The organism is Aromatoleum evansii (assembly GCF_012910805.1).
Taxonomy (GTDB): domain Bacteria; phylum Pseudomonadota; class Gammaproteobacteria; order Burkholderiales; family Rhodocyclaceae; genus Aromatoleum; species Aromatoleum evansii.
Window position 1 is genome coordinate 12,362 of the sequence record NZ_WTVK01000065.1, and the last position, 15,304, is coordinate 27,665.

Consider the following 15,304-nt stretch of genomic DNA (forward strand, 5'->3'; position numbering starts at 1 on the left):
GGAGTCATGGGCGTCGGGAAGTGTCTGGTCGCAGTCCTCGTCCTCGGGTGCATGGCCCCGGCCATTGCCGCCCCCGACCGACCGGTGGAGCAACTGGTGCGCGAGCGCTGTCGCAAGTGCCACGGCATGAACGGCCTGAGCGGCGAGGCGGAATTTCCCAAGCTTGCGGGGCAGGACGTCGAATACCTCACCCGGCAGATGGCCAACTTCAAGACCGGCGTGCGCACGAGCAAGCGCATGAAACAGCGCGTCGAAGACCTCTCCGGCGGTGAAATGCGCGCGCTGGCCGAATATTTCAGCGCCAAGCCGATCGTGCCGGAGCGGGACGCCGACCCGGTGCAGGTCGACATCGGCCGCCACATCTATTATTCGGGCATCCCGGCGAAAGGCGTCACGGCCTGCACGACCTGCCATGGCCCGCAGGGCCGTGGCGCGATGTACCTGCCGCGCCTCGCCGGACAGCACGCGCAGTATCTGGCCTCGCAGTTGCGGGCTTTCCGCGAGCATTCCCGCACCTCGCCCAACATGGTCATGCACACGGTGGTGGAGAACATTGCCGACGCGGAGATCGAGGCAGTCGCGAAGTTTCTCAGCGTGATGGAGTGAAGGTCGTCGGCGGACGTGCCGCCGATCGTTTCCTGTTCGTCGCTATGGCTCAAGTTTGGGGACGTTCACCCGTTAATGGCGCTTATCAAATTAATATTTGCGGCCATTAAAATTAGAGGGGATATCTTGTGCCGAATCTTTACGGACTGAGTGTGGGATTCCGTCTGCGGCTGATCGTGATCGTCGCTTTCGTCTTGTTCGCCGCGGTGATGGTCCAGGCCGTGGTCTCCTTCCGGGGAGCAATGGAGGACGAACGCAAGGGAACCGTCCGGCATGCCGTGGAGGCCGTCCATGGCACGCTCGAGTACTTCCACAAGCGCGAGGCGGCAGGCGAGATGAGCCGCGAGGATGCCCAGGCGGCCGCGAAGGCGGCGGTCAAGGGCTTGCGCCACGGTGATGGCGAGTACTTCTTCATCACCGACATGCATCCGCATACCCTGATGCACCCGATCAAGCCGGAGCTCGACGGGCGCGACATGAGCGACGCCGCCGATCCCAAGGGAAAGCGCCTGTTCGTCGAGTTCGTCAAGGTCGTGCGCAAGGATGGCGCCGGGTTCGTCGACTACCTCTGGCCCAAGCCCGGCGAAAGCGAGCCGCAGCCGAAGATTTCCTACGTCAAGGGGTTTGCGCCCTGGGGCTGGATCCTCGGGACTGGCGTCTACGTGAATGACATGGACCGCGTCTTCTGGCGTCAGACCACCGAGACCCTGATCTTCGGCGGTGTTGCCGCGCTGCTGCTGATTCTCGTTTCCTGGCGCATCGGTCGCGGCATCCTGCGCCAACTCGGCGGCGAGCCGTCGGAGCTGCAGCGTGTCGCCGCACGGATCGCCGAGCGCGACCTGACGTCGCACGTCAAGGTGAAGGAGGGCGATTCTCGCAGCATCACCTACGCGATGGACCAGATGCAGTCGCGGCTCGCCGAGGTCATCCGGCGCGTGCGCGACAATGCCCACGACGTGACCGATGCCGTGCGCCAGGCGGCCGACGCGGGGCAGGCGATCCACGACGCGGCGCTGCACCAGACCGAGGTTGCCGGCAGTACCGCGGCCGCCATCGAGCAGATGGCCGTGAGCATCGCCCACGTGTCCGACAACACCGACGAAGCGCGCAACAACTCGCAGCGCACCGCGGAGGTCGCCCAGCGCGGCGAGGATCTCGCCCGCGACGCCTCGGAGGGCATTGCGCAGATTTCCGACACCGTGGCGAGCGCCGCCAAGCAGATCCAGGTGCTGCGCGACCGCTCCGGCGAGATCGGCGAAATCGCCGACGTGATCCGCGAGATCTCCGACCAGACGAATCTCCTGGCGCTCAACGCGGCGATCGAGGCGGCACGCGCGGGCGAGCAGGGCCGCGGTTTCGCCGTCGTCGCCGACGAGGTGCGCAAGCTCGCCGAACGTACTGGTGCGGCCACGGCGCAGATCTCGCAGGTGATCGTATCGGTGAAGGCCGAGACCGAGAGCGCGGTGGCAAGCATCGAAGAGATCGTGCCCAAGGTGGACTCGGGCGCCCGCCGTTCCAAGGAGGCCGCCGACGCATTGCGCCAGATCCGCGAGGGGGCGCACGACACGCTGGGTCGCCTTGAAGACGTCGTGCTGTCGATGAAGGAGCTCACCGCGGCGAGCAACAGCGTCGCGACCAACATGCAGGAGGTCGCACAGATGGCCGAGCGCAGCAGCAGCGAAATCCGCAGCAGCACCGAGTCGACGGAAAAACTGAAGCACAGCGCCGAGGCGTTGGAGGCCCTCACCGCGGGTTTCCGCGTCGACTGAAATCCTTCCGGTACGGGGCATTTTGCCCCGTTTGATCCTGGTCAATAGAGCAAAGTTGACCGATCGGTAAACTTTGCTCTCCGATTCATATCGTCCAGGGTCACCCCATGCCTGTCACTCAGACCGTTCCCGCGGCCGCCCGCATGTTCCTGTCCGGCAACGACGCGGTTGCGCGCGCCGTCTGGGAGGCAGGCACCCGCGTCGCCGCCGCCTACCCGGGCACCCCGTCGACCGAGATCCTCGAAGTCCTGTCGCGCTACCCCGGCCTGCACACCGAGTGGTCGATCAACGAGAAGGTCTCGATGGAAGTCGCCCTGGGGGCCTCGATGGTCGGCGCGCGCGCCTTCTGTGCGATGAAGCACGTCGGCCTCAACGTCGCCTCCGACGCGCTGATGACGATGACCGTCACCGGCACCGAAGGCGGCCTTGTGATCGCCGTTGCCGACGACGTCGGCATGTCCTCGTCGCAGAACGAACAGGACTCGCGCTACTGGGGCCGCTTCGCGCACGTGCCGGTGCTCGAACCCGCCGATTCGCACGAAGCCTACGCGATGACGCTTGCAGCCTTCGAGCTGTCCGAGCGCCTCAAGAGTCCCGTGATCCTGCGCCTGACGACGCGCATCTGCCACGTCAAGGGCGTGGTGCAGACCGGCGAGCGCATCGAGATCGAACCCGCCGGCTTCGTCAAGGATCCGCGCCACTGGGTCATGGTGCCCGGCAATGCCAAGCCGCGCCTGCCTTCGATGTTCGAGCGCGAGGCCGCCGCGCGTGCCGAGGCCGAAGTCTCGCCGCTCAATTTCCAGGTCGATGGTAGCGACCGCCGCATCGGCTTCGTCACTTCCGGCCCCACCTTCATGCACGTGCGCGAGGCCTTCCCCGACGCGCCGGTTTTCAAGCTCGGCCTCTCCTGTCCGCCGCCGCTCGAAAGCCTGCGGCGCTTCGCCGCCACGGTCGATACCGTCCTGGTGGTCGAGGAAACCGAGCCGCTGCTCGAAACCGAGATGAAGGCCGCCGGCATCGCCTGCCACGGCAAGGACGTGCTGCCGCGCATCGGCGAGCTCGCCCCGGACGTGCTCGAGCCCGCGGTCAGGCGCCTGCGCGGCGAGGCCGTGCCGGAGCCGGAGCATGTCCCGGCGCAACAGGTCTTCCCGCGCCCGCCGACGATGTGCGTCGCCTGTCCGCACCTGGGCGTGTATTACACGCTGTCGCAGATGCGCAACGTCATCATCTCGGGCGACATCGGCTGCTACACGCTGGGCGCCGGTCATCCGTGGAACGCCCTCGACACCTGCATCTCCATGGGCGCCTCGATGGGCACCGCGCTGGGCATGGACAAGGGGCGCGGCAAGGTCGACGCGAACAAGAAGGTCGTCGCGGTGATCGGCGATTCCACCTTCATGCACATGGGCATGCAGGGCCTGCTCGACATCACCTGGAACCGCGGCAACGTCACCGTGCTGCTGCTCGACAACCGCGCCGTGGGCATGACCGGCGGCCAGGACAACCCCGGCACCGGGCGCGACATCCACGGCAATGAGACCGCGCGCGTCGATTTCGCCCAGCTGTGCGAGGCGCTCGGCGTGAAGAAGGAGCGCATCCACGTCGTCGATCCCTACGAACTGCCGGTGCTGTTCAAGGCGCTGCGCGAGGAAACGAAGATCGAGGAGCCTTCGGTCATCATCACCAACCGTCCCTGCGTGCTGATCGACCACTACCAGCCGGCCAAGTCCTATACGGTCATCGAGGATCGCTGCACCGGCTGCGGCAACTGCGTCGAAGTCGGCTGCCCCGCAATCCACGTCACGCGCCGCGACAAGGTCGTCAAGGCTTCGGGCAAGGAGGTCGATCTGTCCTTCGTGCGCATCGAGACCTCGGCCTGCACCGGCTGCGGCCTGTGCGTGCAGCCATGTGCGCCCGAGGCCATCGTGCATGCCGACCCCGTCCAATCCGTCCAGTCCGTGCAGTTCGTCAGGAAGTGAGCGCCGCCATGTCCCAGATCACCAACATCCTCGTGTGCGGCGTCGGCGGCCAGGGCGTCATGACGGCGACCGAAATCCTTGCCGAAGCCGCCATCTCCCTCGGTTTCGACGTGAAGAAGACCGAAGTTGCCGGCATGAGCCAGCGCGGTGGGGTCGTCACCTCGCACCTGCGTTTCGGCAAGGTCGTGCTGTCACCGCAGATCGTGCCGGGCGAGGCGGATCTTCTCATCGGATTCGAATCGGCCGAGGCATTGCGCTGGAGCCACATGCTGCGCCCGGGCGGCGTCGCGCTGGTGAACTCCGGGCGCATCGTGCCGCCTATCGTCAATCTCGGCCTGTTCGACTATCCCGAGGATCCCGTCGCGAAGATGCGCGCGCTCGGGCTCACCGTACATGCCTTCGATGCAACGACGATCGCGACTGACCTCGGCAACATCAGGCTCGGCAACACCGTGATGCTGGGCGCTTGCGCCGACCACCTGCCGTTCCCGGCGCAGGTGCTGCGTGATGCAGTGCTGGCCCGCTTCGGCACGCGCAAGCCGCATCTGGTCGAAGCCAACCGTCAAGCCTTCGAGGCCGGTCGGCAGGCTGTCGGCGGCGACGCGCTGGCGGCGTAGGATGTGGGGCGTCGGGCGTCGGGCGTAGGGCGGGACGAGCGCAGCGCATCCCGCCGATCCCACGGCCGACGCGCGCCCAAGGATCGCAGGGCGGGATACGCCTGCGGCTCCTCCCGCCCTGCTAGTCCGTGCGGATAGGAAGAATCCTGCAGTAGCCCTCACGAGCACTGCAGTCGTGCGACTGCCCGGCGTCCTGCGCATAGCCTTCGCACAAGCCCCTGATCCTGCGATAAAATGCTCGGTTTTTCATCAGGGCATTTCTTCCATGACTGCTCGCATCATCGACGGCAACGCGCTCTCTGCGCACGTGCGCGGCGAAATTGCCGACCGCGCGGCAACGCTCAGTGCGCAAGGGGTGCAACCCTGCCTCGCAGTGATCCTCGTCGGCGACAACCCGGCCTCCGCCGTCTATGTACGCAACAAGGTATCCGGCTGCGAAAAGGCCGGCATCCGCTCGCTGCGCTTCGATTTTCCGGTCGATGTCGATGCCGCCGAAGTCATGGCGAAGATCGCGGCGCTCAACGCCGACCCCGCCGTGCACGGCATCCTCGTGCAGCTGCCGCTGCCCAGGCAGTTCAACGAGGCCGAAGTGCTGGAGGCGATCAGCGTCGACAAGGACGTCGACGGCTTTCACGCCGAGAACGTCGGGCGCCTGTCGCAGGGCCGGGAAGCCTTCCTGCCGTGTACGCCGCATGGTGTCATGAAGATGCTCGAAGCCGCGAACGTGCCGGTGCAGGGCGCCGAGGCCGTCATCATCGGCCGCTCGAACATCGTCGGCAAGCCGATGGCGATGCTGCTGACGAACGCCGGTGCCACCGTCACCGTCACGCACTCGAAGACGCGCGACCTCGCCTTCCATACCCGCCGCGCAGACATCCTCGTCGCCGCGATCGGCAAGCCGCGCTTCGTCACGGCCGACATGATCAAGCCGGGCGCGGTCGTCATCGACGTCGGCATCAACCGCCTCACCGAGGGCCCGGATGCCGGCAAGCTGTGCGGCGACGTGGACTTTGAAGGGGCGAAGGACGTCGCCTCCGCGATCACGCCGGTGCCCGGCGGCGTCGGTCCGATGACCATCACCATGCTGCTCGCGAACACCGTCGAGTCGGCCGAACGCGCGCTGCGCAGGAAAGGTTAATTCTCATGAGCGACAAACCCCTGATCGGGATCATCATGGGATCCAACTCCGACTGGCCCACCATGCAGGCCGCGGCGAAGATCCTCAAGGAGTTCGGCGTCCCCTACGAGGCGCGCGTCGTCTCGGCCCACCGCACGCCGGACCTGATGTTCGCCTACGCGGACACCGCCCGCAGCCGCGGGCTGAAGGCCATCATCGCCGGCGCCGGCGGTGCCGCGCACCTGCCGGGCATGGTCGCCGCGAAGACCACCGTGCCGGTGCTGGGTGTGCCGGTGCAGTCCAAGGCCCTGTCCGGCCAGGATTCGCTGCTCTCCATCGTGCAGATGCCCAAGGGCATCCCCGTGGCGACGTTCGCGATCGGCGAGGCCGGCGCCGCGAACGCGGGCCTCTTCGCCGTTGCGCTGCTCGCCAACGAGGACGCCGCGCTGGCGAAGAAGCTCGAGGAATTCCGCACGCGCCAGACCCAGGCGGTGCTCGACATGACCCTGGATGAACAATGATCCTGCCTCCCGCAACATTGGGAATGCTCGGTGGCGGCCAACTCGGCCGCTTCTTCGTTTCTGCCGCCCATGAAATGGGCTACAAGGTCTGGGTGCTGGATCCCGATCCGAACAGCCCCGCCGGCCTGATTGCCGACCGCCACGTCGCCGCCGCCTACGACGACTACGCCGCGCTCGACGAGATGGCGCAAGGCTGTGCGGCCGTCACGACCGAATTCGAGAACGTTCCCGCGACGACGCTCGACTACCTCGCCAAGTTCGTTCCCGTGCACCCGTCGGCGAGCGCCGTCGCGGTGTGCCAGAACCGCGTCGCCGAAAAGACCTTCCTCGCCGACAACGGCCTGCCTCACGGTCCCTTCGCGGTGATCCGCTGCGAGGAGAATGTGCGTGATGCGGACGAAGCGCTCTTCCCGGCGGTCCTCAAGGTCGCCCGCTTCGGCTACGACGGCAAGGGGCAGGCGCGCGTCGCCAACCGCGAGGAGGCGCTGCACGCCTTCCACCAGTTCGGCGGCGAATCCTGCGTGCTCGAAAAGATGCTCAAGCTCGACAGCGAGATGTCGGTCGTGCTCGCGCGCGATGAGGCCGGCGCGGTGCGCTGCTTCCCGGCCGGCGAGAACAGCCATCGCCACGGCATCCTCGACGTCACCATCATGCCGGCGCGCATCGAACCAGTGCTCGCCGAGCGCGCACGCGACGTGGCGCAGGCCATTGCAGAGCGCCTCGACTACGTCGGCACGCTGGGGGTCGAATTCTTCGTCTGCGGCGGCCAGCTCTTCGTGAATGAGATGGCGCCACGCCCGCACAACAGCGGCCACCACACCATCGACGCCTGCGTCACCAGCCAGTACGAGCAGCAGGTCAAGGCCCTGTGCGGGCTGCCGCTCGGCGAGCCGCGCGCCCACAGCGCCGCCGTGATGGTGAACCTGCTCGGCGAGCTGTGGTACGACGACAACGGCGACTACCGCGAACCCGACTGGTCGGCCCTGCAGGCGATCCCCAACCTGCGCCTTCACCTGTATGCCAAGCACCATGCCCGGCCCGGCCGCAAGATGGGCCACTTCACCGTGATTGGCGAGGACGCGGCACAGGTCCTCGCCACCGCGATGCAGGCTCGCGCGGCGATCGGCATCCGCGATGACGAGCACTGAGCACGCGCAGCAGCCGGACGAGCACGAGATCCGGCGCGCCGCCGAGCTGCTGCGCGCCGGCGAGCTCGTCGGCATGCCGACCGAGACGGTGTATGGCTTGGCCGCCGACGCCCTGAACGTCGACGCCGTCGCCAAGATCTTCAGCGCCAAGGGGCGCCCGGCCGACCATCCGTTGATCGTCCACCTTCCCGATGCCGCGCACCTCGTACGCTGGGTGCGTGCCATCCCGAAGGAGGCGATCGCACTCGCGAACGCCTTCTGGCCTGGTCCGATGACCCTGATCCTCAAGCGCGAGGAGGGCGTCCCCGACGCCGTCACCGGCGGGCAGGACACGGTAGGCCTGCGCGTGCCGGATCACCCCGTCGCGCTCGCGCTGCTGCGCGCATTCGACTCCGGCATTGCCGCCCCGTCCGCCAACCGCTTCGGTCGCATCAGCCCCACCACGGCCGCGCATGTGCGCGAGGAGCTGGGTGACAAGGTCGCGTTGGTGCTCGACGGCGGCCCCTGCCAGGTCGGCATCGAATCGACCATCCTCGACCTCTCGCGCGGCACGCCCGTGATCCTCCGCCCCGGCGCGATCTCCGCCGACGACATCGCCCGCGTCATCGGTCGCCGGCCGGCGACGCGTACCGCGCATGCGGAGGAGGGCGCCGCTGCCGCCGAGCCCGACCAGCCGCGAGTCTCCGGCTCGCTCGCGGCCCACTACGCGCCGCGCACGCCGCTGCAGCTCATCCCCGTCTCCCGGCTGATAGAGGAGGCCGCCACGCTCGCAGGGGAGGGAAGCCGCGTTGCCGTCCTGGCGAGAACCTGCCCCGATCCCCGGGACGCCCGCCTGACCTGGCGCAACGCCCCGGCAGAACCCGCCGGCTTCGCGCGTGATCTGTACGCAAACCTGCGCGAACTGGACGCCTGCGGCGCCGATTTCATCGTCGTCGAGGCGCTGCCGGAAACGCCCGACTGGCAAGCCATCGCCGACCGCCTCGGCCGTGCGGCGGTGGGTTCGGGCGACGGAGAGGCAGCGCTCGACTTACACGACGAAACCTGAGTGAAGACTCGCCCTTCCAAAATGCCGGGAGCGTCGCTATAATTCGCCGCTCTTGGGCCGATAGCTCAGCTGGGAGAGCGCTGCGTTCGCAATGCAGAGGTCGGGAGTTCGATCCTCCTTCGGTCCACCAACACATGAGGCCAGCCTTCGCGCTGGCCTCAGTCATTTCTGCCGCAACCCCCAGTGTTGGCGCGGGTTTCAGCCGCTTGCAGTGGCACGGCAGGGCAAACCGGACGTCATTTTTCGCCCGCTAGCGCTGAGAATCCTCTCTTTTCTCCGTTTGAGCTGTGGCTGGTCGCGGCAGATGATCGTTAAAAATCAATGGGTTGCAGGGTGGTGTCTGCGTCAACGATGCCAGCCGGTCTGAAGGGCAGAACGAACTTGCGCCGATCGGGCGCTGATCGGCTAAAAACGGTCTGTCACAGCGTTTACGAAACCCGGGGCCACTCATGCCGATTGCCGGCGGCGCATGTGGCAAGGCCGCCGAGTCGCCGACATACCGCCCGCCTCATGCCGGCTTAACGCCGAGCTGCGGTTCTTTTAACAGCGCCCGCATGGTGCGCTGGCTGATCAGCATCTGCTTCGCTGCAGCGTCCTGGACTTTCAGATAGCTCCGGACGTCAGAGGCGGTGAGCTTCACTTGCGACTTCGTCTCATCGCAGATGACGCTCGCGATCGTTTGGGGAGTCAGGCCTGCTTCGTGCAGCTGATCGATGCGGTTGTGGTTCACTTCACGGAACAACGGGGCGAGTATTGGCATGGCTTTCCCTTTTTGCCGGTTAGTGGGTGCCAGCTTCAGTAGACTGTCTGGCAACTGCGAGATTACGGCTCCTCCGACCACGTGGCTATTCCAAACGGGGGCAGCCTAATTTGGAGTTGACAAATGCCAAGAGTGGAATACACCCCGTCAGACTTATGGGTGAAGGACTGCCTTGAGCGCCTGTTCTGGATTGAAATCGCGAAGCGAAAGGCGCGCCTAGTACAGCGCGATACCTTCTCCGGGCTCCTGGAGCTGAGGCAGGCCCTTGATGCGTTTTTTGAGAGATTCCAGACCGAGTTGGATGAGCCGTTTGACGAGGGTGCAGACGTCTTTTTTGATCTCGTCCAGTTCGATTGTCGAGTAACCGATGCCGTTTCCGAACCGGAGCATGTGGACCTGCTGGACAAGGCGGTAAAGCGATTTGGTCGGCGAGCTCAGTGGGTAAACGACGATCTCGTCTATTTAAAAGGTTTTCGGCTCGCCGATTTTTCGGTTGTGACCGACCTCGAAGCGCTCCATGGTTGGTGGTCATATATCATTTCCTCGCAAGGGCGAAATGAGCTGGGCGCGAAAGGCAAGTTCTCGAGCATAGGGGAGTCTAGGCCTGTGGCTGCAACGGAGGAACTGCGGTTTGCAGGAGAAGAGAGTCCGACGATTAGGATCGGTGAGTTCGTGGATACTGTGACTTCCTTGGCGGATCCTGTCCGCTTTCCGATCCGAGTGCCCGCGAGGCAAGTATGGGCATATTCAACTGACGACCACGAAATTACGATCGACGGTCATCTCCTTAGGGACCGCGTTGTACTGGATTTCGATCTTCTAAAGCCGTTGCCTTCCATGCGACAGATCGAACTCGCTATACGCACTGCACACGACGCCGCCCGAGCCCGCCGGTGCCTTGAGATGCTGCACGCGGGCATTCTTCCTGACGACCTGCATTCAGACCGGGGTGCTGATGGGCCCCCCGCCATCTTTGATCTGATATATGAACCGCCGGAAAATCACCAACTCATGGTGGCGTACAACTGCGTTAGGCCGATGGTTTTCGGTCTGTTCTGCTGGGACCTCGTTGCTGAAGGAATGACGGACGCCCAGGCGGGAGCTCATGCAGCGAAGACATTGGCTGGCATAGACGGTGTGGCCGCGTTTACCGCACGCCAAGCGATTCGTGGGCTCAAAGATGTTGTTCGGCAGCGAGTGCTAGCATACGAGCCTACTCAACTGCCTTGGAATTCATAAGTAGCGGTCATCTGCTGGATAGTCCTCTTCTAGAGGCGATGGCGCCCGGGGTTTTCGCTTACTAAAAAGGCCGAGTACCGGAACTGTTTGCATTGAATAATCCAGGACGGAGACGCTGAAAGTGCGGCGACGACCAGGCCGCTGCTATCTGTCTCCCAGGTCGGCTGGGCGATGCCCTGGATGAGCATGCCGGAGCGCAAATCACTGCCGCGAAGTACTTCATCAGTTTGACCCAGTTCATAAATGGTCTTCTTGAGTTGATCGCCGGCGTGCGGCGGGTTTGGACTGCTTGAGTCCAGCGCCAAGCGCTTAACGTCGGGGAAGGTGGAGGACTGCCTCATAGCCAGTTTTGCACGGGGATCTGTTTTTTCGCCGCTGCTCATATGGGCTCGGGCTCCTATACAAGGCTGTAGCAAGGTCCGCTTCGGGTCGTTACGCGTCGTGCCCCTCAAACAACGCCTCCTGCTCCTCCCAGTCCTGCGGCACCGCGTGATTCTTGAGCCACAGCAGGCTCAGCGTCTTCGGCTGCCTGCCCTCCAGAATCGCCCGCACCATCCGCGGCGACAGCAGCGTGAGCCGCAGCAACTCGTTGACGGTGGTGTGGTGCAGCCCCTCGCGCCGCGCGATGTCGGTGCCGCTCTCGACCACGCCCTCGTCGATCAGCCGCTGCCAGTGATACGCCCGCGACAGCGCGGTCAGGATCGGCGCGTCGTGCTGGGCCTCGCCGGTGGGCGAATGCGCGGCCGCAATCACGTGCTTGCGCCCGCCGCGCCGCTTGATGCGGATCGGCAGCACCGTGCGGATGCGAACGCCCTCGGCGCTTTCCTGCCGTGCCTGGCCCGTCTGCTGGAGCTTGGTCATGCCGTCGCCTCCTGTTCTGCTTCGACCTGCAGTAGCTCGCCGCCGATTGTGTTTGCACGCAACTCACCGACCAGATCGTGCCAGCCCGATGCGCGCCACAGAATCTCGAGCGCTTCGTCGCTGAGAATCACGCGCTCGATCAACAGATGCACGATGCGCCGCTGCTCGGCGAAGAAGAGTTGCCGCCACACGCTGGCGAGGTTGCGTAGCGCCAGTACCACCTCCGGCTCACCGAGCGGCAGCCCCTGTTCGCGCGCCGCATTGCACACCGCCTGCACGACCTCCGGCGCGGCGAGCGCCTCGTGCACCTGCGCGAGCACCATCTGCTCGATCGACTCGGCCGGCAGCATCCCGATCGGGTGCTTGCCAGCGCCATAGCGCAGGGTTCGGCGCGGCACGTAGTAGCGGTAGCGTCGCCCGCTGGCCTTGGTCGTGAAGGAGGGCTGCAGGCGCTCGCCGTCGGCGGTGAAGAGTAGCCCCCGCAGCAGCGCCTCATCGACCCGGCGCGCCCAGGTGTCGGTGCGGCGTACGTTCAGGTTCTCGGCGAAGATGGCCTGCACCGTGTTCCACAGCGCCTCGTCGATGAGCGCCGTGTGCTGGCCCGGGTAGGTCTGGCCCTTGTGGCTGATCTCGCCGAGGTAGAGGCGGTTGCTGAGGATCTTGTGCAGCCCCTGCTTCGAGAAGGGCGTGCCACGGCGCGAGGTGATCTTCTCGGCAGCCAGGGTGCGCACGAGATCGGTGGTCGAGCGGCAGACGACGAAGCGCTCGAAGATGCGCCGCACGAGCTTCGCCTCGCCGGGCTCGATCACGAGTTGCCGCGCCTCGACGCGATAGCCCAGCGGCACGACACCCCCCATCCACATGCCCTTGCGTTTCGAGGCGGCAATCTTGTCGCGAATGCGCTCGCCGGTCACTTCGCGCTCGAACTGCGCGAACGACAGCAAGACGTTCAGCATCAGCCGACCCATCGAGGTCGTCGTATTGAACTGCTGCGTCACCGACACGAACGACACGCCGTGGCGCTCGAAGACTTCGATCATCCGGGAGAAGTCGGTGAGGCTGCGCGTGAGCCGGTCGATCTTGTAGACGATGACGATGTCGACGCCACCGGCTTCGATGTCGGCCATCAACCGTTTCAACCCAGGCCGCTCCATATTGCCGCCGGAGAAGCCCGGATCGAGATAGTCGTCGGCCGCCAGTGACCAGCCCTCGGCACGCTGGCTCACGACATACGCGCGGCCCGCCTCGCGCTGGGCGTCGATCGAGTTGAATGACTGATCGAGCCGTTCGTCGGTCGACACGCGGGCATATACCGCACAGCGCTTCTTTGTGACGACCGCACTCATCGTGCACCTCCGGTCTTCTTCAAGCCGAAGAACGCCGGCCCTGACCAGTGCGTGCCGGTGATCGCGCGGGCCACCGCCGAGAGGCTGCGGTAGGTCTTCCCGTCGAGCGTGTACTGACCGTCGGCGGTCACCAGCACCCGGTACTCGCGCGCGTCCCACTCGCGCACCAGCGTCGCACCCGGCATCAAGCGAACCTGCGGGCCGCGTCCGGTCTTGATCTTCGAGTGCCGCTCGCCGCAGTCGGCCAGATGCGCCTTGACCTCGGCGGGCAGCCCGCCGTAGGCGAGCTCCTGCAGGCGGTACGCCAGGCGCGCTTCGAGGTAGCCGCGATTGACGCGATTGGGCCGCCGGGGGAAGTGCTGATCCCACAGCGCCCACAGATCGGGCAGTGCGAGATCGGGCAGCGCGGCCACCTGCGCGGCGACGCTCGGAGTGGAGGAGGGGGCTTTCATCGTCGTTCTCGGTGGTGGAGACGTGTGCATGAACGCGCTGTGGCCTGCACAAGCCAAGTCACAACGCGCTCTGCTGCGTGGCTATCCGCGGCGCCGGCCCAGCCAGCGGGCGATGCGGCTACGCTGCAGGTGCACCGCGTAGTGCAGGTACTCGCGCGTTTCGGCGAGCGCCCAGCCGAGTCGCACGAAGCGGTCGTCGCGCTTTTGCCGGCGTCGACGGGGAAGCACCGTCGGCAGCGTCTGCGCCGCCCCCTCGGCGCCGAGTGGGATCGGCGGCGCCTCCGTGAAGCGGATCCCGCCGCCATCCTCCACGGGCGTGCTCGCGACGACGTCGAAGTCAGGGGGCGGCACCGCTTCGAGGACACGCCGCACCTCGGCTGCGGGCGCGCGGTGCGCAAGCTGGACGAGCGCCTGCGGGCGCGCGAACGGGTTGGTCTGATCGAACTGGTCTCGCTTCAATTCCATCTTGTCTCTCCGAATGTCGAGGGTGCCGGCTTTCCGCGATGCCTTTCGCGGTTCGCGCCGGCGGGCGTTACGTGGCATGGCGCATGGAGAGGCGTGCCTGAACGAACGACACGCCAGAGACGGACGGCGGTATGCCACGACTGTTTGCCGCCCGTCCCTTCAAGTCAGTTCGCCGGGACCTCGGCGTCGAGGCGCGTCTGCATGGCGCTGACGAGCTCGTGCGCAATCTCCACTTCGTAGCGGTAGGCCGGCCGCGAACGGTCGCACTCGTGCCGGCTCACGGCCGCGCGGGCGATTAGCTCGATCAACGCGGGCAGTTGCTCCTGAACGTCGATCTCGGCCACCCCGGCGCGGGCGTGGCGGAACGTGCGGCGCGCTTCGCGCCATTGGTCGGGGAGGGCCTTCAACTCGGCGTCGAGGCGCTTTGCCTTGTCACACAGATTGGCGAGCGTGACGCGTGCGACCCGCACTTCGGTGTCCATGCGCACGAGTGCCTCGGGCATCACGAACTCGCCTTCGGCCTCGATCATCGATTGGCTCGCCGACTGCGTTTCCGCCGAGACGCGCGCCTCAATCTCGCCGATGTGCCGCTCGATCCGCGCGATCAGCGTGTGTGTTTTGTCGAGCTCAGCCTGCAGGGTCTGTCGTTGCCCATTGAGACTGGCGAGCGCTGCCTTGGCCGCCGCGAGGCGGGTAGGGGCCTCGATCCGATCGCGCAGCTCAGCCTGTCGCCCGTTCAGAGTCCACAGCGTGTGCTCCAAGTCACTGACGGCCTGCTGAGCAGCGTTTGCTGCAACACGTGCCGTCTTCTCGGTGGCGCTGATCGCGAGGCGCCCGGGGTGCTGCGCCTCCAGTTGGCGACTGGCATCCGCCCTGGCATCACGCTCATCCCTGGCCGATGCCAGTTCGGTTTCGGCCGCCTCGACCTGTTTACAAAGGTCGGCGAACTCGGCCTGCAATCCGGCGAAGTAACCGGTGGTCTTTTTGCGGAACGGGTTGAGTTTCATCGGGTGACTCCTGTTCAGGGGGTGGGGTACTTGCGCGCGAGCAAGGCCTGCATCGCGCGCATCAGCACGTTGGCGGCGTTGGCCTTGACCGTGGGCGAGCGCCCGGTGGGCTGCACGGTGTGCAGGCGAAGAGTGCGAACCCCAGAGGGCTCGACGTAGGTGCGGAGGGTGGTGCGATTACTCACGATGTTCTCCGTAGCGAATGCCGCGCTCTGCGCCGCACGGCGTGGCGTTGGGGATGGATTCGGAAAGGGGGCGTGCTGAGCCCTCAGCCGCGGGCGCTGATGACCGGAAAGGGGGGTTTGGGGGAGTTGGGGGGTTTATTCCCCCTTGCTCTATATATTTGGCAACTGCCAAATCGCTCGCGTAAGG

General features: G+C 65.8%; 17 protein-coding genes and 1 tRNA gene. 10 read left to right on the forward strand and 8 right to left on the reverse strand.

Annotated features, from left to right (window positions below; genetic code table 11):
- The first annotated feature begins 6 nt into the window (after positions 1-6).
- From GO615_RS23325 to GO615_RS23365, 9 genes are all read left to right on the forward strand, one after another.
- Positions 7-606 (forward strand): c-type cytochrome, encoded by a 600-nt coding sequence (locus GO615_RS23325; RefSeq protein WP_169132277.1) that lies wholly within the window; start codon positions 7-9, stop codon positions 604-606.
- 152 nt (positions 607-758) lie between these two features.
- Positions 759-2,375, forward strand: a complete 1,617-nt coding sequence (locus GO615_RS23330) for a cache domain-containing protein (protein WP_169132278.1) — start codon at positions 759-761, stop codon at positions 2,373-2,375.
- A 107-nt stretch (positions 2,376-2,482) separates the two neighbouring features.
- On the forward strand, positions 2,483-4,354 hold the full coding sequence (locus GO615_RS23335; RefSeq protein ID WP_169132279.1) for a thiamine pyrophosphate-dependent enzyme: 1,872 nt from the start codon (positions 2,483-2,485) through the stop codon (positions 4,352-4,354).
- 8 nt (positions 4,355-4,362) lie between these two features.
- Entirely contained in the window at positions 4,363-4,971 is a 609-nt protein-coding gene (locus GO615_RS23340) for an indolepyruvate oxidoreductase subunit beta (protein WP_169132280.1), read from the forward strand.
- Between the two features lie 265 nt (positions 4,972-5,236).
- Positions 5,237-6,109 (forward strand): bifunctional methylenetetrahydrofolate dehydrogenase/methenyltetrahydrofolate cyclohydrolase FolD, encoded by an 873-nt coding sequence (gene folD / locus GO615_RS23345; RefSeq protein WP_169132281.1) that lies wholly within the window; start codon positions 5,237-5,239, stop codon positions 6,107-6,109.
- A gap of 5 nt (positions 6,110-6,114) precedes the next feature.
- Positions 6,115-6,609, forward strand: a complete 495-nt coding sequence (gene purE, locus GO615_RS23350; protein WP_169132282.1) for a 5-(carboxyamino)imidazole ribonucleotide mutase — start codon at positions 6,115-6,117, stop codon at positions 6,607-6,609.
- Positions 6,606-7,757 (forward strand): 5-(carboxyamino)imidazole ribonucleotide synthase, encoded by a 1,152-nt coding sequence (locus GO615_RS23355; RefSeq protein ID WP_169132283.1) that lies wholly within the window; start codon positions 6,606-6,608, stop codon positions 7,755-7,757. The genes purE and GO615_RS23355 overlap by 4 nt, the downstream gene beginning before the upstream one ends.
- Positions 7,744-8,802, forward strand: a complete 1,059-nt coding sequence (locus tag GO615_RS23360; RefSeq protein ID WP_169132284.1) for an L-threonylcarbamoyladenylate synthase — start codon at positions 7,744-7,746, stop codon at positions 8,800-8,802. The genes GO615_RS23355 and GO615_RS23360 overlap by 14 nt, the downstream gene beginning before the upstream one ends.
- 54 nt (positions 8,803-8,856) lie before the next feature.
- Positions 8,857-8,932: transfer RNA gene (locus tag GO615_RS23365), tRNA-Ala, on the forward strand.
- A 378-nt stretch (positions 8,933-9,310) separates the two neighbouring features.
- Here the strand turns inward: GO615_RS23365 and GO615_RS23370 are convergent.
- On the reverse strand, positions 9,311-9,562 hold the full coding sequence (locus tag GO615_RS23370; protein WP_169132285.1) for a hypothetical protein: 252 nt from the start codon (positions 9,560-9,562) through the stop codon (positions 9,311-9,313).
- 123 nt (positions 9,563-9,685) lie between these two features.
- On the opposite strand from GO615_RS23370, the gene GO615_RS23375 reads away from it, so the two are divergent.
- Entirely contained in the window at positions 9,686-10,801 is a 1,116-nt protein-coding gene (locus GO615_RS23375) for a hypothetical protein (protein ID WP_169132286.1), read from the forward strand.
- A gap of 29 nt (positions 10,802-10,830) precedes the next feature.
- On the opposite strand, the gene GO615_RS23380 is transcribed toward GO615_RS23375, so the two are convergent.
- From GO615_RS23380 to GO615_RS23410, 7 genes are all read right to left on the reverse strand, one after another.
- Positions 10,831-11,184, reverse strand: a complete 354-nt coding sequence (locus GO615_RS23380; protein WP_169132287.1) for a hypothetical protein — start codon at positions 11,182-11,184, stop codon at positions 10,831-10,833.
- A 49-nt stretch (positions 11,185-11,233) separates the two neighbouring features.
- Positions 11,234-11,662, reverse strand: a complete 429-nt coding sequence (locus GO615_RS23385) for a hypothetical protein (RefSeq protein WP_169132288.1) — start codon at positions 11,660-11,662, stop codon at positions 11,234-11,236.
- Positions 11,659-13,008: a recombinase family protein gene (locus GO615_RS23390; RefSeq protein WP_169132289.1), complete on the reverse strand. Its 1,350-nt coding sequence runs from the start codon at positions 13,006-13,008 to the stop codon at positions 11,659-11,661. The genes GO615_RS23385 and GO615_RS23390 overlap by 4 nt, the downstream gene beginning before the upstream one ends.
- The gene (locus GO615_RS23395; RefSeq protein WP_169132290.1) at positions 13,005-13,460 is read right to left on the reverse strand and encodes a DUF2924 domain-containing protein; all 456 of its coding nucleotides are present in this window, start codon (positions 13,458-13,460) and stop codon (positions 13,005-13,007) included. The genes GO615_RS23390 and GO615_RS23395 overlap by 4 nt, the downstream gene beginning before the upstream one ends.
- An 81-nt stretch (positions 13,461-13,541) precedes the next feature.
- A complete protein-coding gene (locus GO615_RS23400; RefSeq protein WP_169132291.1) occupies positions 13,542-13,925 on the reverse strand; it encodes a hypothetical protein in 384 nt (127 codons plus the stop codon).
- 164 nt (positions 13,926-14,089) lie between these two features.
- Complete coding sequence (locus GO615_RS23405) at positions 14,090-14,932, reverse strand: hypothetical protein (RefSeq protein WP_169132292.1); 843 nt, start codon at positions 14,930-14,932, stop codon at positions 14,090-14,092.
- A 14-nt stretch (positions 14,933-14,946) separates the two neighbouring features.
- On the reverse strand, positions 14,947-15,117 hold the full coding sequence (locus GO615_RS23410) for a hypothetical protein (protein WP_169132293.1): 171 nt from the start codon (positions 15,115-15,117) through the stop codon (positions 14,947-14,949).
- Positions 15,118-15,304 lie beyond the last annotated feature (187 nt).

Bases quoted from the DNA above. Each gene is read 5' to 3' on its own strand.
- GO615_RS23400 (WP_169132291.1), bottom strand. From the start codon at position 13,925: ATGGAATTGAAGCGAGACCAGTTCGATCAGACCAACCCGTTCGCGCGC.
- GO615_RS23395 (WP_169132290.1), bottom strand. From the start codon at position 13,460: ATGAAAGCCCCCTCCTCCACTCCGAGCGTCGCCGCGCAGGTGGCCGCG.
- purE (WP_169132282.1), top strand. From the start codon at position 6,115: ATGAGCGACAAACCCCTGATCGGGATCATCATGGGATCCAACTCCGAC.
- GO615_RS23360 (WP_169132284.1), top strand. From the start codon at position 7,744: ATGACGAGCACTGAGCACGCGCAGCAGCCGGACGAGCACGAGATCCGG.
- GO615_RS23340 (WP_169132280.1), top strand. From the start codon at position 4,363: ATGTCCCAGATCACCAACATCCTCGTGTGCGGCGTCGGCGGCCAGGGC.
- folD (WP_169132281.1), top strand. From the start codon at position 5,237: ATGACTGCTCGCATCATCGACGGCAACGCGCTCTCTGCGCACGTGCGC.
- GO615_RS23370 (WP_169132285.1), bottom strand. From the start codon at position 9,562: ATGCCAATACTCGCCCCGTTGTTCCGTGAAGTGAACCACAACCGCATC.
- GO615_RS23405 (WP_169132292.1), bottom strand. From the start codon at position 14,932: ATGAAACTCAACCCGTTCCGCAAAAAGACCACCGGTTACTTCGCCGGA.
- GO615_RS23385 (WP_169132288.1), bottom strand. From the start codon at position 11,662: ATGACCAAGCTCCAGCAGACGGGCCAGGCACGGCAGGAAAGCGCCGAG.
- GO615_RS23355 (WP_169132283.1), top strand. From the start codon at position 6,606: ATGATCCTGCCTCCCGCAACATTGGGAATGCTCGGTGGCGGCCAACTC.
- GO615_RS23325 (WP_169132277.1), top strand. From the start codon at position 7: ATGGGCGTCGGGAAGTGTCTGGTCGCAGTCCTCGTCCTCGGGTGCATG.
- GO615_RS23335 (WP_169132279.1), top strand. From the start codon at position 2,483: ATGCCTGTCACTCAGACCGTTCCCGCGGCCGCCCGCATGTTCCTGTCC.
- GO615_RS23375 (WP_169132286.1), top strand. From the start codon at position 9,686: ATGCCAAGAGTGGAATACACCCCGTCAGACTTATGGGTGAAGGACTGC.
- GO615_RS23390 (WP_169132289.1), bottom strand. From the start codon at position 13,008: ATGAGTGCGGTCGTCACAAAGAAGCGCTGTGCGGTATATGCCCGCGTG.
- GO615_RS23380 (WP_169132287.1), bottom strand. From the start codon at position 11,184: ATGAGCAGCGGCGAAAAAACAGATCCCCGTGCAAAACTGGCTATGAGG.